Origin of the sequence: Nocardia sp. CA-145437, from assembly GCF_050956485.1 — a bacterium.
Lineage (GTDB): Bacteria > Actinomycetota > Actinomycetes > Mycobacteriales > Mycobacteriaceae > Nocardia.
The window spans coordinates 4,914,180-4,937,164 of the sequence record NZ_CP191204.1 but is presented as its reverse complement, the minus strand read 5'-3'; the positions used below and the strand labels follow the sequence as shown (position 1 = coordinate 4,937,164).

22 protein-coding genes, 2 tRNA genes and 1 pseudogene are annotated in these 22,985 nt (G+C 67.6%); 15 read left to right on the top strand and 10 right to left on the bottom strand.

Features of this window, described 5'->3' with window-relative positions:
* Window positions 1-110: 110 nt before the first annotated feature.
* The 3 genes from ACQPYY_RS23000 to ACQPYY_RS22990 all read right to left on the bottom strand — a co-directional run bounded on the left by ACQPYY_RS23000 (window position 111) and on the right by ACQPYY_RS22990 (window position 2,071).
* Window positions 111-473, bottom strand: a complete 363-nt coding sequence (locus tag ACQPYY_RS23000; RefSeq protein WP_357097919.1) for a hypothetical protein — start codon at window positions 471-473, stop codon at window positions 111-113.
* A 194-nt stretch (window positions 474-667) separates the two neighbouring features.
* On the bottom strand, window positions 668-1,363 hold the full coding sequence (locus ACQPYY_RS22995; protein ID WP_433590944.1) for a low molecular weight phosphatase family protein: 696 nt from the start codon (window positions 1,361-1,363) through the stop codon (window positions 668-670).
* 195 nt (window positions 1,364-1,558) lie between these two features.
* Entirely contained in the window at window positions 1,559-2,071 is a 513-nt protein-coding gene (locus ACQPYY_RS22990; RefSeq protein ID WP_433590943.1) for a monooxygenase family protein, read from the bottom strand.
* 183 nt (window positions 2,072-2,254) lie between these two features.
* Here ACQPYY_RS22990 and ACQPYY_RS22985 point away from each other — a divergent pair, with 183 nt between their 5' ends.
* Together ACQPYY_RS22985 and ACQPYY_RS22980 are read left to right on the top strand one after the other, a co-directional pair.
* A complete protein-coding gene (locus ACQPYY_RS22985) occupies window positions 2,255-3,739 on the top strand; it encodes an NAD-dependent epimerase/dehydratase family protein (RefSeq protein WP_433594708.1) in 1,485 nt (494 codons plus the stop codon).
* 44 nt (window positions 3,740-3,783) lie between these two features.
* Complete coding sequence (locus tag ACQPYY_RS22980; protein WP_433590942.1) at window positions 3,784-4,542, top strand: ferritin-like domain-containing protein; 759 nt, start codon at window positions 3,784-3,786, stop codon at window positions 4,540-4,542.
* A 107-nt stretch (window positions 4,543-4,649) separates the two neighbouring features.
* On the opposite strand, the gene ACQPYY_RS22975 is transcribed toward ACQPYY_RS22980, so the two are convergent.
* Window positions 4,650-4,736: transfer RNA gene (locus tag ACQPYY_RS22975), tRNA-Leu, on the bottom strand.
* Window positions 4,737-4,957: 221 nt separating this feature from the next.
* On the opposite strand from ACQPYY_RS22975, the gene ACQPYY_RS22970 reads away from it, so the two are divergent.
* The 6 genes and pseudogenes from ACQPYY_RS22970 (at window position 4,958) to ACQPYY_RS22945 (ending at window position 11,163) form a co-directional block, all read left to right on the top strand.
* Window positions 4,958-5,581: an ANTAR domain-containing response regulator gene (locus ACQPYY_RS22970; RefSeq protein WP_357097904.1), complete on the top strand. Its 624-nt coding sequence runs from the start codon at window positions 4,958-4,960 to the stop codon at window positions 5,579-5,581.
* 247 nt (window positions 5,582-5,828) lie between these two features.
* Window positions 5,829-7,043: a branched-chain amino acid ABC transporter substrate-binding protein gene (locus ACQPYY_RS22965; RefSeq protein WP_379106984.1), complete on the top strand. Its 1,215-nt coding sequence runs from the start codon at window positions 5,829-5,831 to the stop codon at window positions 7,041-7,043.
* 78 nt (window positions 7,044-7,121) lie between these two features.
* On the top strand, window positions 7,122-8,162 hold the full coding sequence (locus tag ACQPYY_RS22960) for a branched-chain amino acid ABC transporter permease (protein WP_357285862.1): 1,041 nt from the start codon (window positions 7,122-7,124) through the stop codon (window positions 8,160-8,162).
* A complete protein-coding gene (locus ACQPYY_RS22955; RefSeq protein ID WP_433590941.1) occupies window positions 8,159-9,391 on the top strand; it encodes a branched-chain amino acid ABC transporter permease in 1,233 nt (410 codons plus the stop codon). The genes ACQPYY_RS22960 and ACQPYY_RS22955 overlap by 4 nt, the downstream gene beginning before the upstream one ends.
* Window positions 9,392-9,426: 35 nt before the next feature.
* Window positions 9,427-10,329 (top strand): annotated as a pseudogene (locus ACQPYY_RS22950) (ABC transporter ATP-binding protein); the annotation flags it as partial.
* 138 nt (window positions 10,330-10,467) lie between these two features.
* Window positions 10,468-11,163, top strand: a complete 696-nt coding sequence (locus ACQPYY_RS22945; RefSeq protein WP_379106981.1) for an ABC transporter ATP-binding protein — start codon at window positions 10,468-10,470, stop codon at window positions 11,161-11,163.
* Between the two features lie 63 nt (window positions 11,164-11,226).
* On the opposite strand, the gene ACQPYY_RS22940 is transcribed toward ACQPYY_RS22945, so the two are convergent.
* Window positions 11,227-11,299, bottom strand: a tRNA-Trp gene (locus ACQPYY_RS22940).
* 121 nt (window positions 11,300-11,420) lie between these two features.
* Between ACQPYY_RS22940 and polA the strand changes: the two genes are divergently transcribed.
* Both polA and ACQPYY_RS22930 read left to right on the top strand, forming a co-directional pair.
* On the top strand, window positions 11,421-14,156 hold the full coding sequence (polA, locus tag ACQPYY_RS22935; RefSeq protein WP_433590940.1) for a DNA polymerase I: 2,736 nt from the start codon (window positions 11,421-11,423) through the stop codon (window positions 14,154-14,156).
* A gap of 539 nt (window positions 14,157-14,695) precedes the next feature.
* Window positions 14,696-15,127 carry a 2-keto-3-deoxygluconate kinase gene (locus ACQPYY_RS22930; protein ID WP_379106883.1) on the top strand — a complete coding sequence of 144 codons (432 nt, stop codon included), beginning with the start codon at window positions 14,696-14,698 and terminating at the stop codon, window positions 15,125-15,127.
* A 70-nt stretch (window positions 15,128-15,197) separates the two neighbouring features.
* Here ACQPYY_RS22930 and trxA read toward each other — a convergent pair whose 3' ends face one another.
* Both trxA and ACQPYY_RS22920 read right to left on the bottom strand, forming a co-directional pair.
* On the bottom strand, window positions 15,198-15,566 hold the full coding sequence (trxA, locus tag ACQPYY_RS22925) for a thioredoxin (RefSeq protein WP_357097888.1): 369 nt from the start codon (window positions 15,564-15,566) through the stop codon (window positions 15,198-15,200).
* 61 nt (window positions 15,567-15,627) lie between these two features.
* Window positions 15,628-16,149, bottom strand: coding sequence for a 2'-5' RNA ligase family protein (locus tag ACQPYY_RS22920; protein ID WP_379106881.1), 522 nt, complete (start codon window positions 16,147-16,149; stop codon window positions 15,628-15,630).
* Window positions 16,150-16,251: 102 nt separating this feature from the next.
* Here ACQPYY_RS22920 and ACQPYY_RS22915 point away from each other — a divergent pair, with 102 nt between their 5' ends.
* From ACQPYY_RS22915 to ACQPYY_RS22900, 4 genes are all read left to right on the top strand, one after another.
* Window positions 16,252-17,337, top strand: coding sequence for an isocitrate/isopropylmalate dehydrogenase family protein (locus ACQPYY_RS22915; RefSeq protein WP_379106879.1), 1,086 nt, complete (start codon window positions 16,252-16,254; stop codon window positions 17,335-17,337).
* Window positions 17,338-17,488: 151 nt separating this feature from the next.
* The gene (locus ACQPYY_RS22910) at window positions 17,489-18,394 is read left to right on the top strand and encodes an ABC transporter substrate-binding protein (RefSeq protein ID WP_379106877.1); all 906 of its coding nucleotides are present in this window, start codon (window positions 17,489-17,491) and stop codon (window positions 18,392-18,394) included.
* Between the two features lie 6 nt (window positions 18,395-18,400).
* Window positions 18,401-19,339: an amino acid ABC transporter permease gene (locus ACQPYY_RS22905; protein WP_379106875.1), complete on the top strand. Its 939-nt coding sequence runs from the start codon at window positions 18,401-18,403 to the stop codon at window positions 19,337-19,339.
* Between the two features lie 84 nt (window positions 19,340-19,423).
* The gene (locus tag ACQPYY_RS22900; RefSeq protein ID WP_379106979.1) at window positions 19,424-20,176 is read left to right on the top strand and encodes an amino acid ABC transporter ATP-binding protein; all 753 of its coding nucleotides are present in this window, start codon (window positions 19,424-19,426) and stop codon (window positions 20,174-20,176) included.
* A 48-nt stretch (window positions 20,177-20,224) separates the two neighbouring features.
* On the opposite strand, the gene ACQPYY_RS22895 is transcribed toward ACQPYY_RS22900, so the two are convergent.
* Complete coding sequence (locus ACQPYY_RS22895; protein ID WP_433590939.1) at window positions 20,225-21,064, bottom strand: alpha/beta fold hydrolase; 840 nt, start codon at window positions 21,062-21,064, stop codon at window positions 20,225-20,227.
* Entirely contained in the window at window positions 21,061-21,486 is a 426-nt protein-coding gene (locus tag ACQPYY_RS22890) for a helix-turn-helix domain-containing protein (RefSeq protein WP_379106871.1), read from the bottom strand. Before ACQPYY_RS22890 ends, ACQPYY_RS22895 begins: the two co-directional genes overlap by 4 nt.
* Window positions 21,487-21,694: 208 nt before the next feature.
* Between ACQPYY_RS22890 and ACQPYY_RS22885 the strand changes: the two genes are divergently transcribed.
* Window positions 21,695-22,078, top strand: a complete 384-nt coding sequence (locus tag ACQPYY_RS22885; RefSeq protein WP_433590938.1) for a DUF4383 domain-containing protein — start codon at window positions 21,695-21,697, stop codon at window positions 22,076-22,078.
* Here ACQPYY_RS22885 and ACQPYY_RS22880 read toward each other — a convergent pair.
* Entirely contained in the window at window positions 22,036-22,977 is a 942-nt protein-coding gene (locus ACQPYY_RS22880) for a LysR family transcriptional regulator (RefSeq protein ID WP_433590937.1), read from the bottom strand. The two genes, ACQPYY_RS22885 and ACQPYY_RS22880, sit on opposite strands and share 43 nt — an antisense overlap.
* Window positions 22,978-22,985 lie beyond the last annotated feature (8 nt).

The following is a 22,985-nucleotide window of genomic DNA, read 5'->3' as shown; positions in this document are numbered from 1 at the left end:
TACGGACACCGGACATCGGGCCGTGCCCTTCGGGGTGCGGCCCGATGTGCGTCCCGAGGTCCGAGTCCCGAAATCCCCGGGGGATTCAGGGCCCCTGAGAGCCCTGCGAGTCAGATCAACTCGCGGTTCTCTTCGAGGTCGAAGTTCTCGCGCTGCAGGGCGTGCACGATGTAGGGGATCGGCTCGCCCGCGGAGAGTTCCAGCAGCAGCCGCTGCTCCAGTTTGGCGATGCCCGCCTTGGTGAGCTGGCGGGCTTCCCCGACGAGGCTGAGCGCGATCTCGTAGGTGCGGCGCTCGCCCGGCTCGGCGGCGGGATGATCCAGCCGCCACTGGGTTTCGAGCACCGTGTGGGCGGGATCGTCGCACTCCACCGGGAGGGTGAAGCGCCACGCGAAGATATCTCGATCGGCGACGTATTCGTCGACCACCCGGCACACGGTCTCGGTGACGCGGCGCAGGGTGTGAGGTGTCACGTAAACATGGAGCGAAACATCCGAAATGCGCTTCGGCATGTCCTTGGTCCTGTTCTTGTGTCGAACCACCGGCAGTGGCGTTCGGCGGAACGGATAAGTGTTCCGCGCGAGAGTGTAATCCCTTACCGGACCATCGCGGCAGCAAGGTGTATTGACACGCAGACTCCGACCGGCCGGTTTGCCGGGATCGCCTGCTATCCGGCGGATTCCGCCGCGCGGCGGGCCGGGCGCGGTGCCGGATGGGGCGACTGCGCGGCCGGTCGCGGTGATGGCGCGGCCGGTCGCGGAGATTCGCCGCGTCCGCCGTCTATCACCAGCAGCGCCGGCTGTCCGTCGGCGGCGCTGCGCGGACGCAGCGTGGCCTGCGGATGCTGATGCGCGTGCATCGCCAGCAGCAGCGGCACCAGCGCCTCGGCGATCTTGTCGCCGACATCGCAATACTGTTGCGGGGACAGCCCGACCGGGTCGGAGATGTTCTCGCGGCCGACATAGGCCAGGTCGTCGCGCGCGGCGTGCAGGCCGACCACGGTGCGCGCACCGCTGACCTTCGCGATCCGGTACGCCTCGAGCAGGGTGAAGGTGCGGGGGAGTGCGGCGGGCACGAGTTCGCGGACCTGGTCGCGGATCTTCTCGGTCATGGTGAGCACCAGGTCGGCGCGGTGCACCATCTCGGCCTTGAGCCGCCGGGCCTTGAAGTTCGAGGCGTCACCGCCGAGGCCGGTAATCGTCTGTGCGGCCAGGGGTTCCACGGGGAAGCCCACCAGGGCGCGCACGCCGGCGCTCTCGGCGGTGAGCTCTCGTAGTCCGTGGTCGGCGGCCACCGCCAGGGTGAGGCGTTCGGCGATGACGGATCGGCAAACATTTCCGCTGCAGACGAACAGGACGTGCATGCGGACAACCTATGCCCGCCGTTGTCGATTCGAAACAGTTCCGTGACCGAATCACACGTTTCAACCGCATTGTTCACGCGGTGGCCGGATGTCGCTCACTCGCTGTCGACTCTCGTTTACCGGAGCGTCCGGTGGGTGACTCGGCGTGGAAGATCAGCATGCCTTTTCACGCACGCCGAATCAATACCTGGACCGCTATTTGTCGGTCGTTCCATATAGTGCGGATTCCGTTACCGCGGGCGCGATTTCGGATGTGGTGCCCCGGGTGCGGCCGCGGGTGGAGAACAGCCGTCCGCGGGCGGGAACGGTGGGCGCGAATCGGCCCAGCCCGGTGGCTGCGGCCATATCGTCGTAGACGGAATCGATTCCGCCCCTGGCGAAATAGGCCTCGTGCCAGAATCCGGTGCCACCGGAATCACGCAGGAACCGCTGCCACCATTCGCGATGCGGTTCGGAGCGGGTCCAGCGTTCCAGGCTGTCGAGATCGCGCCAATACTGCCGGGCGCCCCAATGCGGCGGCCACATCGACCACACCACGTCCTCGTGCGACAACAACCCGTCGGGCCGATCGTGATGGGATTTGTACAGCTTGGGTCCGATTCCCAGCAATCGCAGCATTCCCCGCGGCTTGTGCACGCGCATACCGAGCAAGATCACGACCAGGTCCGGATAGTCGGACAGGTCCGCGGTCATCCTCTTCACCGGCATTCGTGGCCTCCGCACTTCTCGGTGATCTGTGCGGGTCTACGTCACTCCCGTGCTCGCGGTTCGAAACGCGGCCCATTACTTCCCGAGTCTACGACCCGGGTCGCCGGCTAGGACGTACTCAGCCGCAGCACCGCCGAGCTGCCCTGGACGGCAACTATCTTCACGGTCAGGCCATTGAGGAAAATGGTGCCGCCGACGCCGGTCGACCCCGATACCGGCAACCCGAATACGGTCGTGGACGCCGTGGTCGACAACGCGCTGATCTCCCCGATCCGCACGCTGCCCCCGATCCGCGAGAACCCCGGGACCGGAATCGTGGTCGGCCCGTCCACCCGGATTTCGCAGTTGCCCTTCGCGCACGCCCCGAGATCGGTCCCGTTCGCCGCCGCCGGCAGTCCGTCGGCCGCCTTCGCTGTCGTCTTCGCCGAATTCGTCGTGCTCGATGTATCCCGCATCGTCGTGGTCACCCCCGTCGGTGTCGTCTCCGGCACCGCGTGCCCATCGGTCTGCGCCCCGCATCCCCCCACCAGCGCGGCCATCACCACCCCCGCGCCGATCCTGGCCCATCCGGCTCTCGCCATCGAGGTCATCGGGATTCGCATGCGCCCTCCATACTGCTGTGTCGACTACGGCTCACCGATCATGCGTGACACACCACCCCCGCGACACCGCTTCCCCGAGATCAATCCCGACCGGTCTCCCTTGCCCTGTCAGAATGACCCGGTGCGCGTACTCGTCACCGGAGCCGCCGGCTACCTCGGCCGCGCCGTCATCGCGGCCCTGCACGCCGCCGGCCACGAACCCATCGCCATGGCGCGCACCCCCGGGACCGTCATCCCGGGCGCGGCCGAGGTCCGTCCGGCCGACCTGCTCGACCCCGCCGCCCTCGCGCGAGCCGTCGACTCCGTGGACGCGGTCTGCCACCTCGCCGGGCTGGCCCGCGCCCGCGAATCGATCGCCGACCCCCTGCGCTATTTCCGCGCCAACACCACCGCGACCCTCGCCGTGCTCGAAGCCATGTCCGCCGCCGCCGTCGGCACCATCGTCTTCGCCTCGACCGCCGCGATCTACGGGGCCCCGGACCGCCAGCCCATGACCGAAGACCTCCCCGACGCCCCGCCTCACCCCTACGCCCAGAGCAAACTGGCGGCCGAGCTGGCGATCCAGGCCGCGACCCGGACCGGCGAATTGTCGGCCGTGATTCTGCGCCTGTCGAACATCGCGGGCGGATCCGACCGCGACCTCTCCCGCCTGATCCCGCGCGCAGTGGCTGCGGCGGTAGCCGATTCGCCGTTGCCCGTGAACGGCGACGGCACCGCCACCCGCGACTACCTCCATGTCGAGGACGCGGCCCGCGCGTTCATCGCGAGCCTGCACACCCCGCCGCATCCCGGCACTGCCACCCGCTACACCGTCGGCAGCGGCCGCGGCACGACAATCCTCGAGGTGGCCGCGGCCGTCCGGCGGGTAACCGGTGTGCCCCTCGCCCTCGATCACCGCCCCCCGGCCTCGGAACCGCCCACCCTGATCGTCGACCCGTCCACGATCACCGCCGAAACCGGGTGGAAGCCAATCCATTCGACGATCGATGAGATCGTCGGCGACGCCTGGCGCGCCATCACAGAATCTCCACTCGGTGTCCGCCCGGTCCGCACATCCGGTTTCTAGAGTCGGTTCGGGAACGGCCCAGTAGTCGAGATCGGAAGGCTCGTATGCGCGACTCGGATGAATTCACCCGGTGGAAAACGGAATTCGAGGCCAAGGCGCGCGCCCGGGCCCGTGCGGGCGATCCCGACAGCGCCGGTGGGGTGACGCTGCATCCCGACCTCGTGCGCAGCATTCGACGCTTTCAGGTGGGGGAGTCGGGCGATGGGGCGCATCTCATCGCCAAGGCCGACGGGGCGGGTGATCCGGTGTACGCGGCGGCGGTCCGGCTGTTCGTCGCCGAGGAACGCAACCACGCGCGCCTGCTGCTGAACCTCCTGCGGGCGGCGGGGAAGAAGCCGATATCCGGTCATTGGACCGACGCGATCTTCGTCCGGCTGCGCCGGGGACTGGGCCTGCGCCTGGAACTCATGGTGCTGTCGGTCGCCGAGGTCATCGCCGTCCCCTATTACCGGACCCTGCGCGACGGCGCCCGCGACCCGCTCACCACCCGCACGGCCGCCCTCATCCTGGCCGACGAGCAACGCCACATCCCCTTCCACACCCACCGCCTACGCCTGGGCTTCGCCTCGACCCCGCCGGCGTTCCGTCCCCTCATCCGCGCAGCCTGGTGGACCATTCTGCACGCCGCCATCCTGGTCGTCCTGCTCGACCACGGCCCCGCCCTGCGCCACTTGGGCAGCACCCGAACCGAATTCGCCCGCGCCGCCCGCGCCCTCTTCGCCCCGATCTGCGCCGCCGCCCTCCCGCCGCTCCGCGCCGACCCGAGCGTCCCGGTTCCGGGAGCGAGACCATCGGGCCGATGAGCAAGCGGGAACTTCTTGGCTCGGAGAGTGATTCGGGCTGCCGCGGACCGCATGGAAAAGCAGAGAAAAAGGGCCGTTCCGATGATCATCGGAACGGCCCTCGACCTTGGTGCCGAGTGTGGGAATCGAACCCACACGCCCTTCCGGGCAACGGTTTTTGAGACCGTCGCGTCTGCCAATTCCGCCAACTCGGCGCACCGGAGAGAAATGATAGCGGGTAGTGGTGCAAACCAACTAATCGAGGGGGTCGGGGGACTACAAGGTTGTGATACTGGTCGGTTTGCGCTGGGTACGTGGGTTGTAGGGCCGGGTGAACGGTACTCTTTGGGAGACTCGGGTGCGTGCTGGTCCTGTGTGGGTGGCGCAAGACGAGGTGCATCGGGTATCGGATTTCGGAAGCGACAGGGGTTCATCTATGGGAACGACAGCAGGGGGCGGTTCGAAGAAGGACGCTGCGGCGTCCGCCCCCAAGCGGGTGGTGGTTGCCGAGGACGAGGCGCTCATCCGGATGGACCTGGTGGAGATGCTCTCCGAGGAGGGCTATCACGTGGTGGGTGAGGCGGGTGACGGTCAGCAGGCCGTGGACCTCGCTGTGGAGCTGCGTCCGGATCTGGTGATCATGGATGTGAAGATGCCGCGCCGGGACGGCATCGACGCGGCGGCCGAGATCGCGTCGAAACGCGTTGCGCCGGTGGTCATCCTGACCGCCTTCAGCCAGCGTGACCTGGTCGAACGGGCACGCGACGCGGGGGCGATGGCGTACCTGGTGAAGCCGTTCACCAAGTCGGATCTGGTGCCGGCCATCGAGTTGGCCGCATCGCGATTCCATGAGATCGCCGCGCTCGAGAGCGAGGTTGCGAACCTCACCGACCGGCTCGAGACGCGCAAGCTGGTGGAGCGTGCCAAGGGTGTGCTCATGCAGACCCAGGGGCTATCCGAGCCGCAGGCGTTCAAGTGGATTCAGCGCACCGCCATGGATCGACGCACCACTATGAAGGCGGTCGCGGAAGTGGTGCTGGAGAACCTCGCGCCGAAGTAAGTCGCATTTGCCGGGTCGTCGCCCTGTTGTTGCCACTAATGCACTGAGGAAATTTACAGTGCGGTAACAACAGGGCGTTCCACTTTAGTTGCGATGTCACATGGATGATTCGAATGTGATGCGGACCTAACGTGGCCCGACTATGTTTCTGTGCGGGCCGATCGATGGGGCGGCCCTCCTCGGTCACCCCGGGGGCGCACAGAACATGAGGTGAATCGTGCTTGGTTCAATGACGCGCACGTCGACCATGCGGCACAGTCGCACGGTCAGGATGCTTGTCGTCGGGGCCGCGGCCGTACTCGCATTGGGCAGTGCCGGCTGCAGTAGCAAATCGACGGACAATTCGGGCGGAGGCGGGTCGAATCTGACCATTTCGCCCCTGGTGCAGGTGGACTCGCAGGGCAAGGAGGTCCCGGTCACGGACTCCAGCGCGGCCGCCGACCCCGCCGGTGACGGCAAGGGCAAGTGCGCCCCCCAGACCATCGCGATGGCTGGCCCGCTGACCGGCGACAACGCCAACCTCGGCCTCAACATCATCCGCGGTGTGAAGCTGGCGCTGGACCAGCACAACAAGGCCAACCCCGGCTGCCAGGTCTCGGTCAAGGAATTCGACACCGAGGGTGACCCGCAGAAGGCCACCCAGGTCATTCCGACCATCGTCAGCGACCCGTCGATCGTGGCGCTGATCGGCCCCACCTTCTCCGGTGAGACCAAGGCGACGGGCGCGATCCTCAACCAGGCCAACCTGCTGTCGCTGACGCCGTCGGCCACCAACGTCAGCCTCACCACCAACGGCTGGACCAACTTCTTCCGCGGTCTGGGCAATGACGGCATCCAGGGCCCGGCCGTGGCCGGATACCTGAAGGGCACCGGCAAGTTCAAGAAGATCTGCGTCATCGCCGACGACTCCGACTACGGCACCGGCCTGGCCAAGACGGTCACCGAGGGCCTGGGCCCGATCGCCGACCCGAGCTGCGCGGCCAATGTGAAGGCCAAGCAGAAGGACTTCTCCGCGACCGTGTCGAAGATGGCCTCCGCCAAGCCGGACGGCATCTTCTACTCCGGCTACTACGCCGAAGCGGCGCCGCTGGTCAGCCAGCTGCGCGACGGTGGCGTGACCGCGACCTTCATCTCTGACGACGGCACCAAGGACGTCGAGTTCACCAAGCAGGCCGGCAGCAAGTCCAAGGACGCGCTGCTCTCCTGCCCGTGTGGTCCGGCCGGTGACAAGTTCGCCTCCGCGTACAAGGCGTTCAACAACTACGAGCCCGGCACCTACTCGACCGAGGGCTACGACCTGACCACGATCGTGCTCAAGGGCATCGAGGCCGGTAAGGTCACCCGCCCCGACCTGGTCGAATACGTGCGCGGCTACGACGGCCAGGGTCTGGCCCGTCAGTACAAGTGGGGTCCCACCGGTGAATTGGCCAACGCGTTGATCTGGATGTATCAGGTCAAGTAGCGATCACCGTTAATCGGAACAGCGTGTGCCGAATTCGTTTCGGCACACGCTGTTTTCCACGACAGCGGAAAGTAACGAATGTCTGCACCCGCTTTGGCCGATGTGACCCTCCTCGCGAGCGGGTCCATCAAGTTCGATCTGTCCGGCGTCGCCGATCAATTCTGGCGGCTCACCGTCGAAGGACTGACCTACGGCTCGATCTATGCCCTGGTCGCGGTCGGCTACACACTCGTCTACGGTGTGTTGCGCCTGATCAATTTCGCCCATTCAGAAGTATTCATGCTCGGCACCTTCGGCCAGTTGGTCGGATTGATGGTGTTCGGATTCGCGGCGAGCGGTGATACGTACTCCCAGGGTGTCGGACTGACCGTGGTCTACCTCGCAGCGGCCATGGTCTTCGGCATGCTGGTCTCCGGCGCGGCCGCGGTGGCGCTGGAGCGGGTCGCGTACCGGCCACTGCGCAAACGCGGCGCGAAACCGCTGATCTTCCTGATCACCGCGATCGGAATGTCGTTCGTCCTGCAGGAATTCGTGCACTACATCCTGCCCAAGCTCACCGGCAACAAGCTCGGCGGCACCAATGCGCAGCAGCCGATCCAGCTGGTGACGCCCACCGAGCAGTTCAAGTTCTTCGGCGCGTCGGTCACCAATGTCGCGCTGGTGATCGTGCTGGCCGCGGTGGCGCTGGCGCTCACCACCGAACTGCTGATCAACCGCACCAAATTCGGCCGCAGCATTCGCGCGGTGGCCCAGGACCCCGACACGGCGACGCTGATGGGCGTCTCCCGGGAGCGGGTCATCATGCTGACCTTCCTCATCGGCGGTGTGCTGGCGGGCGCCGCCGCGCTGCTGTACACGCTCAAGATCCCCAACGGCATCATCTACAACGGCGGATTCATCCTGGGCATCAAGGCTTTCAGCGCCGCGGTGCTGGGCGGTATCGGCAACCTGCGCGGCGCGCTGCTGGGCGGGTTGCTGCTCGGCCTGGCCGAGGACTACGGCCAGGTGCTCTTCGGCGATCAGTGGCGTGACGTGGTCGCGTTCGTGGTGCTGGTCGCGGTGCTCATGGTCCGGCCCACCGGCATTCTCGGGGAGAGCCTGGGGAGGGCGCGCGCATGACCGACACGAAAACGGCTCCCGCACCGCAGGGCTCGCCCGCGGGACGCGGCGTCGGCGACGCCATCCGCACCTGGTGGGCCGGGCTCTCGCGACCGGCGCAGTGGGCGTTCGGCATTCCGGCGGTCATCGTGATGGCCGCGCTGCCGCTGTTCAAGCTGCCACTGCTGGACACGCCCGGCACCAGTTTCGGCGGGGTGATGGCGCAGTTCGCCATGTACGCGCTGATCGCCATCGGCCTGAATGTGGTTGTCGGACAGGCGGGTCTGCTCGACCTGGGCTATGTCGGCTTCTACGCGGTCGGGGCGTACTCGGTCGGCCTGCTGACCAGTCCGAACAGTCCGTGGAATCAAACCAATGGCGGCTGGCTCGATCCGCAGTGGGCGTGGCTGGCCTGTGTGCCGATCGCGATCCTGGCGACCGCGATCTCGGGTCTCATCCTGGGCACGCCGACGCTGCGTCTGCGCGGCGACTACCTGGCCATCGTGACCCTCGGCTTCGGTGAGATCGTCCGGCTGCTGGCCGACAATCTGCCCGAGATCACCAATGGCAGCCTCGGCCTGTCCCGCATCCAGTACCCGCATGTCGGCGAGTCCGACACCCATCCGGGCGGCTACTTCTCCTCCGGCAATCTCGGTGACGTGCACACCTGGAATGTGCTGGACCGGGCCAACTCCGGCACCTGGTGGTACTGGCTGGGCATCGTCCTGGTGGTCGCCGTGCTCATGCTGGTCGGCAATCTCGAGCGCAGCCGGGTGGGCCGCGCGTGGGTCGCCATCCGGGAGGACGAGGACGCGGCCGAGATCATGGGCGTGCCCACCTTCAAGTTCAAGCTGTGGGCGTTCATGATCGGCGCGGCCATCGGCGGCCTGTCGGGCGCGCTGTACGCGGGTCAGGTGCAGTACGTGAATCCGCAGGGGTTCAACGTCATCAACTCGATGCTGTTCCTGTGCGCGGTGGTGCTGGGCGGGCAGGGCAACAAGCTCGGCGTGATCGTCGGCGCGTTCCTGATCGTGTACCTGCCCAACCGGTTCATGGGCGTGAACGTGGGCGGGCAGTCCCTCGGCGACTACAAGTATCTGTTCTTCGGTCTCACGCTGGTGGTCGTGATGATCTTCCGGCCGCAGGGGCTGTTCCCGGCGCGGCAGAAACTGCTGACCTACGGGCGGCAGGTGTATCGGGCGGTGCGACGGCCCGCGGTGGCCGCGCAGACGACGGGAGCTGGACAGTGACGGGGCCGGGCGACGCGCTGTTCGACAACGAGGACATGGCGGCCGGGTACGCGCGGCCCGAGGTCGAGCCCAGCGCGGGCATGCTCGACGTCACCGAGGTGCTGCCCGTCTACAAGGACCCCGAGGTGGTCGCGGAAGTCGTTGCGCCGCACCGTGACATCGAGACCGAGGTCGGCGCGCCGCTCTTGCGCACCGACGGGCTCACCATGCGGTTCGGCGGCCTCACCGCGCTCGACAATGTGAGCTTCGAGATCCGCCGCGGCGAGATCCTCGGACTCATCGGGCCCAATGGGGCGGGCAAGACGACCTGCTTCAACGCCATCTCCGGGGTGTACCGCCCGTCGGACGGCACGGTCTACTTCGACGGCAAGCCGCTGACCAAGACCAAGCGCAACGAGATCACCCGGCTGGGCATCGCGCGCACCTTCCAGAATATCCGGCTCTTCGGGGAGATGACGGCGCTGGAGAACGTGGTCGTCGGCGCGGACGCCCGGCACAAGACCTCGGTCCCGGGCGCGCTCTTCCGCACCCCGCGGCACCGCGAGGAGGAGAAGGACGCGCTCGAGCGGGGCATGGCGCTGCTGGAGTACGTCGGCATCGCGGCGCATGCGGTCGAGAAGGCGCGCAACCTCTCCTACGGCGATCAGCGCCGCCTGGAGATCGCCCGCGCGCTGGCGACCGAGCCGAAACTGCTGTGCCTGGACGAGCCCGCCGCCGGGTTCAATCCGAGCGAGAAGTCCGCGCTCATGGATCTGATCCGCAAGATCCGCGACGACGGCTACACGGTGCTGCTCATCGAGCACGACATGCGACTGGTCATGGGCGTGACCGACCGCATCGTGGTGCTGGAATTCGGCCGCAAGATCGCCGACGGGTTGCCGGAGCAGATCCGCCAGGACCCCGCGGTGATCAACGCCTACCTGGGCGTGCCCGACGAGGCCGACGCCGAGTCGGCCGAGGACGCCGCCGAGGCGCGAAGCATTGCCGCCGAACCGGTTCCGGACCTCACCAAGCAGGCGCCCGGTTCCGCAGCGCCCGCCACCTCGACCGGCGAGCCGCTGCTGACCGTCGAGGACATGGTCGTGAACTACGGCAGAATCCAAGCGCTGCACGGCATCTCGCTCGAAGTCGGTCAGGGTGAGCTGGTCACCCTGCTGGGCGCGAACGGCGCGGGCAAGACCACCACCATGCGCGCCCTGTCGGGCCTGCTGCCGCTGACCCGCGGCCGCATCATGTTCCAGGGCCGCGACATCACCCGCATGAAGGCCCACGAACGTGTGGTGGCGGGGCTGATCCAGGCTCCCGAGGGCCGCGGCGTCTTCCCGGGCATGACGGTCCAGGAGAACCTCGACATGGGGTGCCACGCACGGCCGTTCGCGTCCAAGGCGGACTACGCGACAACCCTGGACTGGGTCTTCGAGCTGTTCCCGCGCCTGCTGGAGCGCCGCCGTCAGGTGGGCGGCACCCTCTCCGGCGGCGAGCAGCAGATGCTGGCCATCGGCCGCGCCCTCATGGCCCGCCCGCAGCTGCTGCTGCTCGACGAGCCGTCGATGGGCCTGGCCCCCATGGTGATCCAGCAGATCTTCCGGATCATCGCCGACATCAACGCCCAGGGCACCACGGTCCTGCTGGTCGAACAGAACGCCCAGCAGGCCCTGACTCGCAGCGACCGCGCCTACATCCTGGAAACCGGCGAGGTGACCAAGACCGGCGACGGCCGAGCCCTGCTCACCGACCCCGCCGTCAAGTCCGCCTACCTCGGCGTCGGCTGACCCCACCCACCCCGAAAAGCATTCGGGCCGGTCACCTTCCGGTGACCGGCCCGAACCTTCAAGCAGGGGCGACAGGAATCGAACCTGCAACCTGCCGCTTTGGAGACGGCTGCTCTGCCAATTGAGCTACACCCCTTGGCGGGGGCAACGCTACCAGGTAGCGGGTCCTGGGTGAAATCGGTTTCGCTGACCTGGGGCGACGGGCCGAGTATGCCCGCTGCCCACGGATGTCGGGGTCGGTACCTAGACTCTTGCGGGTGACCCCTGCCTCTACTGATCAGCGCCCTGTTGCCGCGTCCGTGTCGCCGTCCGGGGAGCAGCCGACCCTGTTGCTGCTGGATGGGCATTCGCTGGCCTATCGGGCGTTCTACGCACTGCCGGCGGAGAACTTCAAGACGCAGAGTGGGCAGACCACGAACGCGGTGTACGGGTTCACGGCGATGTTGATCAATCTGCTGCGGGACGAGAAGCCCACGCACGTGGCGGCGGCGTTCGACGTGAGCCGCAAGACGTTCCGGACCGAGGCGTACCCCGAGTACAAGGCCAATCGGGCCACGACGCCGGACGAGTTCAAGGGGCAGGTGGAGACCACCCAGGAAGTGCTGGGCGCACTGGGGATTCCGGTGATGGCCATCGAGGGGTACGAGGCGGACGACGTCATCGCCACCCTCGTCACGCAGGCCGTGCCGGAGGGGTTCAAGGTGCTCATCGTGACCGGCGACCGGGATTCGCTGCAGCTGGTCAACGACGACGTCACCGTGCTCTACCCGAAGAAGGGCGTCTCCGAGCTGACCCGGTTCACCCCGACCGCGGTGGAGGAGAAGTACGGGCTCACCCCGGCGCAGTACCCGGACTTCGCGGCGCTGCGCGGCGACCCGAGTGACAATCTGCCGGGTATTCCGGGCGTGGGGGAGAAGACCGCGACCAAGTGGATCCGCGAATACGGGGATCTGGCCACGCTGGTCGACCAGGTGGACAAGGTGAAGGGCAAGGTCGGAGACGCGTTGCGCGCCAACCTGTCCAGCGTCGTGCTGAACCGGCAGCTCACGGAGATGGTGAAGACGGTGCCGTTGCCGTACACCCCCGAGCAGCTGGCCATGCAGCCGTGGGATCGGGACAAGATCCACCGCCTGTTCGACGAGCTCGAGTTCCGCGTGCTGCGCGACCGCCTGTTCGACACCCTGGCCCCGGTGGAGCCCGAGGCCGAGTCCGGGTTCGAGATCAGCGGCAGCGCGCTGGCGGCGGGCACCGTCGCCGCCTGGCTGGCCGAGCACGCCGGACCCGGTGCGCGGCACGGGGTTTCCGTGGTCGGCAACGGCTCGCCGGTCACCGGTGACGCCCAGGCCGTCGCGCTGGCCGCCGCCGACGGCGAGGGCGCCTACATCGATGTCCACACGCTGACGCCCGAGGACGAGAAGGCGCTCGGCGCATGGCTCGCCGACCCGGAGATCCCGAAGGCGCTGCACGAGGCCAAGAACGCCATGCACGCCCTGCGCGGTCGCGGCTGGCGGCTGGCCGGGCTCACCAGCGACACCGCGCTGGCCGCCTACCTGATCCTGCCGGGCCAGCGCACCTTCAATCTGGAGGACCTGTCCCTGCGCTATCTGAGCCGGGAACTGCGCGTCGACAATGCCGGGGAGACCCAGCTGTCGCTGCTCGACGACGAGGACGAGGTCGACGCCGAGGTCGCCAACGCCCAGATGCTGCGCGCCCGAGCGGTTTACGACCTCGCCGACGCCTTCGACACCGAACTCGAGCGCATCGAATCCACCGCGCTGCTGCGCGATATGGAACTGCCGCTGCTGAGCGTGCTGGCCGACCTGGAGGCCGCGGGCGTCGCGGTCGACTCCGCTCAGCTCGAGCAGCTGCAGCGCGAGTTCGCCGACCGCGTCGCCGAGGCCGCCGAGGCGGCCTACGCGGAGATCGGCGAGCGAATCAATCTGGGCTCGCCCAAGCAGCTGCAGGTGGTGCTGTTCGACAAGCTCGACATGCCGAAGACCAAGCGAACCAAGACCGGCTACACCACCGACGCCGACGCGCTGGAGGGGCTGTACGAGAAGACCCAGCACCCGTTCCTTCAGCACCTGCTCGAGCACCGTGACGCCACCCGCCTCAAGGTGACGGTCGAGGGCCTGCTCAAGTCGGTCGCCGACGACGGCCGCATCCACACCACCTTCAACCAGACGGTCGCCGCCACCGGACGCCTGTCCTCGACAGAGCCGAACCTGCAGAACATCCCGATCCGCACCGACATGGGCCGCCGCATCCGCGACACCTTCGTCGTCGGCCCCGGCTACGAGTCGCTGATGACCGCGGACTACAGCCAGATCGAGATGCGGATCATGGCCCACCTGTCCAAGGACGAGGGCCTCATCGAGGCCTTCAACTCGGGTGAGGACCTGCACAACTTCGTCGCCTCCAAGGCCTTCGACATCCCGATCGCCGAGGTGGAGCCGGAGCTGCGCCGCCGCATCAAGGCCATGTCCTACGGCCTGGCCTACGGTCTGTCCGCGTACGGCCTGTCCCAGCAGTTGAAGATCAGCGCCGACGAGGCGAAGGTCCAGATGGACATCTACTTCAACCGTTTCGGCGCCATCCGCGACTACCTGCACGACGCCGTCGATCAGGCCCGCAAGGTCGGCTACACCGAGACCCTGTTCGGCCGCCGCCGCTACCTGCCGGATCTGGATTCCAGCAACCGGCAGCGCCGGGAGGCCGCCGAGCGCATGGCCCTCAACGCCCCCATCCAGGGCACCGCGGCCGACATCATCAAGGTCGCCATGATCGACACCCAGCAGGCGATCCGGGCGGCGGGCTTGAAATCGCGCATGCTGCTCCAGATCCACGACGAACTCGTCTTCGAGGTCGCCGCGGGGGAGCGGGAGCAACTGGAATCGCTTGCGCGCGAGCACATGTCCAATGCCATCGAACTGTCGGTGCCGCTGGAGGTGTCGGTGGGCGTGGGCCGCAGCTGGGATTCGGCCGCGCACTAGGGAACTCGACACGCACTCGCGAGTCGCGCGACACGCGGACGGCCCGCACCGGGTTTCGGTGCGGGCCGTCCGCGTCTCGGACGCCGTCCGCGCGCGCTTGGGCACCCGCTCGCCACCCGCTGTTCGGGTTGCCGGAATTGCGTCGACCTGGGGATGTTCACGAATCGGATGTTTGCCGGGCCCACAGTGTTTGCTCGCGGCCGTGCCGGAGGCCGTGTGGCGCCCGTCGCATTGGCGGTGACCTGCGACGAAGTTACTCGTGGGTCCCTCACGAATGTGGTTGCCATTGCGTGAGCGCCCCCCTATGCTCGACCCCGTGCCGAATCCCGCCAACAGCCGCAGCGCAGCGCTCGATGTCGCAGACCGCGACCGCGCAGCGCTTATTTCGCTTACCGCGAATGTGGCCGGCGATCGGGTACTCGTAGTTCTCCGCCGTAGCGGGGTCTGATTCGGACCGGCCCCTCGCTGCGGCCGATGACACTTTCTTTTGCTGGTCCCCTCTGTCAATTCTTCGGAAGAAGTCGGGAAGACCTAGTTCAATGACCATCACCCTGGATACCGCCATGTTCATCGCCGCCGCCCCCGCGAGCCTGCGGGCCGAATGCGCCGGACTGACCCCCGCCGAGTTCCATGACCGCTACTGCGACCCGATGGGCCCGGTCAAGCTCAGCGACTGGACGCCGATCGGCGACCGAGCCGGTACGGCCACCCTCGAAATCGCCTCCCACCTGCGCACCGTCGTGGCGACCGGCAGCCCGGTGGCCGCGCTCACCTCGGCGCTCTACGACGAGGGCTACCCGGTGGAAATCCTCGCCTTCCATCAGCGCCGCACTCAGGACGGCACCGCCACCTTCGTGCAGTGCGAGTTCAACGGCCGCCGTGGCTGGGGCGCCGCCCTCGCCGACGACGCCGCCGAGTCGACCATCCGCGCCATGATCGCGGGCATCAACCACCTCGGCTCGCACTTCTGATCCCTCCGTGAAAAGCGAAGCGCCGCAACTCCTTCGGGAGTCGCGGCGCTGATGCTGCGGCGGGAGGCGGCTACTTGGCGGATTCCTGCTCGGCGAGCTGCTTGCGCACCTCGTCCATGTCGAGGGCCTTCACCTGGGTGACCAGATCCTCGAGCGCGGCCGGGGGCAGCGCGCCGGGCTGCGCGAAGACGAGCACGCCCTCGCGGAACGCCATGATGGTCGGGATGGAGCGGATGTTGGCCGCGGCGGCCAGTCCCTGCTGATCCTCGGTGTCGACCTTGCCGTGCACCACGTCGGGGTGGGTTTCGGACGACTTCTCGAAGGTGGGGGCGAAGCTGCGGCACGGACCGCACCACGAGGCCCAGAAGTCGACGAGAACCACGTCGTTACCGGTGACTACCTCGTCGAAGTTCTGTTCGGTCAGGGTCTGGGTGGCCATGGCTTCCTCTCGTATCGATGTCCCCGGTCCAACACCGGGCCCTGCGGTTATCTTCCCCGCGTCACCGGGCGGGCCGGTCACCGGCGGTCACCGACCATTCGGCGCGCCGGTCACCGTCCCACCGGCGGATACCCTCCACGGTAGCCCGCACGTCCTTGTCCCAGCCCACCGCGCCCAGCGCGGCGTCGAATTGGCCCGGTTTCAGCCGGCGGGCGAGGGTGACGTGCGGGGTCCAGCTGTCGGGCCGGACATTGCCGGGGATGCCGGGGCAGTCGGCGATGACCCGGAACAGCCTGTGCTGCAAGGAGATCAGCGGTTCGGATGGCACCACCGCCCGAACCAGTACGGCGGCACGGGATCCGAAGACCAGCAGTCCGCCCAGGCGCACCGGGAACGGCCGGAAGTCCTGCTGCGCCAAGACCTTGTCCAGCCGGGGCCAGATCTCGGAGGCCACCGCGATGGTGATGTGCGGCCGGTACCAGGGCCCGGGGGTGTGCAGGCCGAGTTCGCTCAGCGCCGCCCACTGCCGCCGCACCGCGGCCTCGGACGCCTCGTCGAGCACCAGTTCCACCGATTGCACCATGGTGTCCTGAACTTACGCGCGATCCCCGTCCAGGTCTCGAAACAGGCGTGGCAGCGTGTGCCGGAGCACGACGGCGGCGGGGCTTGCGCGAGGATGACTGCCATGAGCGACAGCGACACTCGAATCCGGCTCGGCGTGCTGGAGGGTGACGGCATCGGCCCCGAAATCGTCCGCGCCACCCGGCATGTGGTCGACGACGCCTTCGAGACCACCGGCCTGCCGCCGGTGGAGTGGGTCCCGCTGCCGCTGGGGCACGAGGCGATCGAACAGTACGGCGACCCGGTGCCCGAACAGACGCTCGCCGCGCTGGCCGAACTCGACGCCTGGATCATGGGCCCGCACGACAGCGCCTCCTACGCGCCCGAACACCGCACCGGCCTGCCGCCCGCGGGCGCGGTCCGCAAGCGCTTCGGTCTCTACGCGAACATCCGCCCGGCCCGCAGCCTCGAAGGCGTGCGCGCACTGGCCCAGGACATGGATCTGCTGATCCTGCGGGAGAACACCGAGGGCCTCTACGCCGACCGCAATATGGCCGCCGGTTCCGGCGAGTTCCAGCCGTCGCGGGATGTCGCGCTGTCGGTCGGCGTGTTCACCCGGGCCGCGATCGAACGCATCGCGCGACTGGGGTTCGAGATCGCGTCGGAGCGTTCCAAGAAGCTGACCGTGGTGCACAAGGCCAATGTGTTGCCCATGACCATGGGCATGTTCCGCGACATCTGTTATGAGGTGGCCGCGGACTACCCGGACGTGGAGATCGACGACGAGCACGTGGACGCGGCGGCCGCGCATCTGGTCCGCGCGGCCCGCGACTACGACGTGATCGTCACCGAGAATCTGTTCGGCGACATCCTGTCCGATCTGGCGGGCGAATTGAGCGGTTCGCTCGGTATGGCCGCCTCGGTGAACTGCTCCGATACCCAGATCATGGCGCAGGCGGTACACGGCGCGGCCCCGACCCTGGCGGGGCGTAATCGCGCGAATCCGGTGGCGCTGTTCGGCTCCGCGGCGGCGATGCTGCACTGGATGGGTCGCACCCAGCGCTACAGCGCGTTGCGCCGGGTCGGCGACCGCATCGAACGCTCGGTTGCTGATACGTTGCGGGCTGGTGTTGCAACGTCCGATTTGGGTGGGCTAGCCTCTACCTCCGAATTCACCGAGCAGGTGCGCGCACGGCTGCACCGCTGGTGAGCGCGCATTCCGGGCCGGGCGTGTTCGGCCCCGCTCTGGCGTGTCGCCGATTAATCTTCGGTTACCGGCCGACGCGGACGGTGTCACTCGCTTACATTTCAAACGGCGGGCGACCCACGGATGTCGCGCACCCGAACTGTGGAGGACTGCTGTGTCTGTTCGTAACTCTTTTCGCGGGCGTGCCCTGCGAGCCGCTGTCGTCGTCGCCGGTGGCGCTCTCGCACTGACCGCGTGTACCAGTAATTCGGAGTCCAGCGGTCCCGAGGTGGCCAAGGTCGACGTGGCCAAGGTCGACACCATCGCGGCCAAGGTGCCCTCCGACATCAAGTCCTCCGGCAAGCTGACCGTCGGCGTCAACGTTCCGTATCAGCCCAACGAGTACCGGGATCCGTCCAGCGGCAAGATCGTCGGCTTCGACGTCGACCTGATGGACGCGGTCGCCAAGGTGCTGGGCCTGAACGCGGACTACAAGGAAGCCGACTTCGAGAAGATCATCCCCTCCATCGAGGCCGGCACCTACAACCTCGGCATGTCCTCCTTCACCGACAACAAGGAGCGCGAGGCCACCGCCGACTTCGTCACCTACTTCTCCGCGGGCAGCCAGTGGGCCCAGCAGAAGGGCAAGACCGTCGACCCGGACAATGCCTGCGGCAAGCGAGTCGCGGTGCAGCGCACCACCGTTCAGGACACCGATGAGATCCCGGCCAAGTCCAAGGCGTGCGTCGCCGCGGGCAAGCCGGAGATCCAGAAGGTCGCCTACGACGAGCAGTCCGCCGCCGCCAACGCGCTGGTCCAGGGCCAGGTCGACGCCATGTCCGCCGACTCCCCGGTGACCGCGTACGCGATCAAGCAGGCGGGCGACAAGATCGAGCCCGCGGGCAAGATCTTCGATTCCGCGCCGTACGGCTGGCCGGTCAAGAAGGGCTCCACGCTGGCGCCGGTGCTGCAGGAAGCCGTGCAGTACCTGATGGACAACGGCCAGTACAAGAAGATCGCCGACAACTGGGGTGTCCAGGAGGGCGCGATCACCAAGTCCGTCATCAACGGAGCCAGCTGACCTCCTATGTCGCAGGACACGAACCACCTCTCGATGCCGGTCGAGAGCTCCGAGCCCGAGCCGATCAAGGCGATTCCGCTGCGACGGCCGGGCCGGTGGATCGCCGCCGCGATCATCCTGATCGCCCTGGCCCTGTTCCTCTGGGGCGCCAAGACCAACGAGGCCTACCACTGGAACACCTACTTCAAGTACCTGGGTGACAAGCGAATCGCCCAGGGCGCGTTGGTGACTCTGGAACTGACCGTGCTGGCCATGCTGATCGGCGTGGTGCTCGGCGTGCTGCTGGCGGTCATGCGCCTGTCGCCGAACCCGGTGCTGCGCTCGGTGGCGTGGGCGTATCTGTGGATCTTCCGCGGGACGCCTGTCTATGTGCAGCTGGTGTTCTGGGGCCTGTTCCCGTCGCTGTACAAGACCGTCACCGTGGGTGTGCCGTTCGGGCCGTCGCTGGCGCACTTCGATGTGCAGCACTGGTCGGCGCCGTTCTTCTTCGCCATGATCGGCCTGGGGCTCAACGAGGCCGCCTACATGGCCGAAATCGTGCGCGCCGGCATCAATTCGGTGGGCGAGGGGCAGCGCGAGGCGTCGGTGGCGCTGGGCATGTCGTGGTCGCAGACCATGACCCGCACGGTGCTGCCGCAGGCCATGCGGGTGATCATCCCGCCGACCGGCAACGAGCTCATCTCCATGCTGAAGACCACCTCGCTGGTAACGGCCATTCCGCTCACCACCGACCTCTACGGCCGGGCCCGCGACATCTACAGCGTGAACTTCCAGCCGATCCCGCTGCTGCTGGTCGCCGCCACCTGGTATCTGGCCGTCACCAGCGTGCTCATGATCGGCCAGTACTACCTGGAGCGGTACTACTCGCGCGGTTCCTCCCGGCAGCTGACCGCGAAACAGTTGCGCGCCTTGGCCCAGGCGCAGGTCGCCGGCGGAACGGGATAGGTGAACATGTCCGAGGATTCGATGTCGTTCTCCAAGGAATCCACGCCGCTGATCGACGGCTCGCTGCCGCCCTCGGCGGTGCCGATGGTGCGCGCCGACCGGGTGTGCAAGAGCTTCGGCGCGCTGAACGTGCTCAAGGGCATCACCCTCGAGGTGAAGCGCGGCGAGGTGCTGTGCCTGATCGGCCCGTCCGGTTCCGGCAAGTCCACCTTCCTGCGCTGCATCAACCATCTCGAGCGGGTCAATGCCGGACGCCTGTACGTGGACGGCGATCTGGTCGGGTACCGCGAGAAGAACGGCAAACTCTACGAGCTGCACCCGCGCGACGCCGCCAAGCAGCGCCGCGATATCGGCATGGTGTTCCAGCACTTCAACCTGTTCCCGCACCGCACGGCGCTGGAGAACATCATCGAGGCGCCGACCCAGGTCAAGAAGCTCAAGCGGGCCGACGCGGTGGCCCGCGCCCGCGACCTGCTGGCCCGAGTCGGCCTGGCGGACAAGGCCGACGCCTACCCCGCCCAGTTGTCGGGCGGTCAGCAGCAGCGTGTCGCCATCGCCCGCGCCCTGGCCATGGACCCCAAGCTGATGCTCTTCGACGAGCCCACCTCGGCGCTGGACCCGGAGCTGGTGGGTGAGGTGCTCGGTGTCATGCGGGAACTCGCGGCCTCGGGCATGACCATGGTGGTCGTCACCCACGAGATGGGTTTCGCCCGCGAGGTCGCCGACCAGCTGGCCTTCATGGACGGCGGAGTGGTGGTGGAGGCGGGCGATCCGCGCGAGCTGCTCGCCAACCCCCAGCAGGACCGGACCAAGGCGTTCCTCTCACGAATCCTCTAGGTCCGCAACGAGATCAGGGAGCCCTCGGTGCGGGGGCTCCCTGATTCGCTATGTGCGGAGGAACTCCAGGACAGGCGCGGTCTGACCGAGGATGGCGTGGCCGACGCCCGGGAGCACCCGGGTGGTCGCGTTCGGGATGGATTGCTGTGCGCGGCGGGCGGTGTCGGCGGACTTGAACATGACGTCGTCCGCGCCCACGATCACCAGGACCGGCATCGGGAGGGCGCTCAGCTGCGCGTCGGTGAAGATGGGCAGTTTGCCGGTGCGCGGGTTGAAGTGGGTGAAGGTCAGCGTCACGTCGTCGAGGATCTCGGCGTGGTCGGTGAGGTTCAGGCCGGTGACGATGGCGGCCGAGCGGCGCAGGTCGTGGTTGCTGAACAGGTGGTCGAGCAGGTTCTTGAAGATCCAGCCGAAGCGCTGCTTGCCGATCCCGCCGGGGCACAGCAGCGCCAGCTTGGTGACGGCGTCGGGCCGGCGGACCGCGTAGTCCAGGGCGGTCCAGCCGCCCAGTGACATGCCGACGAAGGCCGCCGCGGAAACGCCCAGTCCGGCAAGGACATCGTCGAGCCACGACGCGACCGCGTCCGAGCCGAGCACCGGGCGGGACTCGGAGCTGCCGCCGGGCTCGCCCACCATGTCGACGGCGTAGACGCGGAAATCGGTTGCCCAGGAGGCGATGTCGCCGAGCCAGGTGGCGGAGTTGGCCCCGGACCCGTGCAGCAGGATCACCGGCGGCGCGTCCTTCGGGCCGGAGGCCAGCACGAAGGTGTCGCCCTCCCGGGTCGGAATGTGCAACTGCTCCACCGCGACCGGCCAGCGGCGCACCAGTTCCTGATAGCGGGCCTGGATGGCGGCCCGTCCGGCCTCGGACTTGTAGATCGCGTTCACGACGCGAGAACTCCTTCCATGTATTCGAGCAGCCGGGCGGTATCGCCCAGGCCGCCGACGAGAATGACCTTCAGCCGGGCGCGTTCGCGGTCGTAGAAGGTCTGCACCCGCAGCGGTTGCCCGTCTCCGGTGTGGGTGCCCGCCGCCGCGGTCAGCAGCGTGCTCACCCGGTCGGCGATCGAGGGATCCGCGGCGTCGACCTCGACGATGCTGGACACCTCCGAATACCGTTGCGGGGCAGTCGATCCGGCCTCGGGTGCGGGCAGGCCGGTGAAGGCTTCCAGATCGGCCCGGGTGATGCGGTACTGCTTGCCGATGCGGGTGGCGGGCAGCTTTCCTTCGCGCACGTACCCGCGGACAGTGCGCACGTGCAGGCCGAGGCGTTCGGCGACTTCCTCGACGGAGTAGAGACGATCGGTCACGAAAACTACCCTAACGTTCCCTGTGTGGAGTAGCAATAGGGAAGTTTAGGTAATTATGTGATGGCACTTACGCGGAGCCGTCAAGTCAACTACAGTTTGTAGTAGATATTCGGTCGCACCGTTGGGAGGCGGCGACATGGCGATGACGGCGACAGGGGAGCGTCCGGTGGCGCGGGCGCGAGGGAGCTTTCTGCAAGGGGCGGTATTCGTGGTCGGAGTCGTTCACATCGTGTGGGCGATCGTGGGCTGGATCACCGAACCCAGCTTCGCGATGGGCGAACACGCCCCGGCCACACCGGTTCTCGGCATGGACTACAACGGCTGGCACGGGCTCGCGGGCCTGCTGCTGTTCACCCCCGCGCTGCTCGCCGCCCTGCGCAAGCGCTGGGCCGCCTGGTACTGCGTGATCGCCGCTGTCGGAGGCGGATTCGTGGTCGGGATCTGGGCGCTGTTCGCGCACAGTGTCGTGATGTTCAGCTTCCCGAATCACCGGAGCGACGCCATCGAGCACATCGTGACCGGTGTCGTACTGCTGGCGCTGGTCGGGATTCAGGCCGTGCGGGACCGCGGTCTGCGAGCCGTATTCGCCTGACCCGGCGACTTCCAGCTCGCGAGCGCGATACGGAGTTGGCCGAGCAGGACTTTCGTGGCCGGGCTCAGGGGCCGCTCGGTGCTCCACGCCAGCACCAGGCGGCCGCACATCGCCGGATCGATCTCCAGGGTGCGGATACCGAGGCGAGCGGCCTCCTCCGCCGGAATTCTCGGAATGACGGCGATGCCGAGGTCGTGGGCGGCCAGCCGGATGAGCAGCGGGGGTGCGGCGGCCTCGAACGCCACATCGGGTACCAGAGAGGCCGCGGCGCAGGCGTTTTCGACTAGTGCGCGCAACCCGGTGCCGGTGGGCAGGCAGATGAGCGGGTGCTCGCACAGTTCGGCCAGGGTGATCCGGGCGCCGAAGCCCTCGGCCGCCGCCGGCACGGCCGCCACGATGGTGCTCTCGTAGATGAGCTCTGTGCCGATGCTCGGGTCCAGATCCTCCGAGATGGAGAGCAGGCCGATGTCCAGTTCGCCGCGGCGCAGAGCGCCGTACATGGCGTCGGAGGTGTCCTCGGTGAGGGAGATGCCGATCTGCGGGTGATCGCGGTGGAAGTCGGACAACACCTGCGCGATGTCGATCTCCTCGCCCGCCGCGCCGGAGATCAAGCCGACCCGCACATGCCCGCGCAGCAGCCCGGTGAACTCGTCCACCGTGTGGGTGATGCGCTCGACATGTTCGAGGGCCGCGCGGGCGATCGGCAGCACCGCCTCGCCGACCGGGGTGAGCGTGACCGAGCGGCTGGTCCGATCCAGCAAGGGTTGTCCCAGTTCGCGTTCCAGCTGGCGGATCTGCGCGCTGAGGCCGGGCTGGGCCAGGTGCAGGCGGGCCGCCGCGCGGGTGAAGTTCGCTTCCTCGGCGACCGTGACGAAGTAGCGCAGCTGACGCAGCTCCATAACTGATG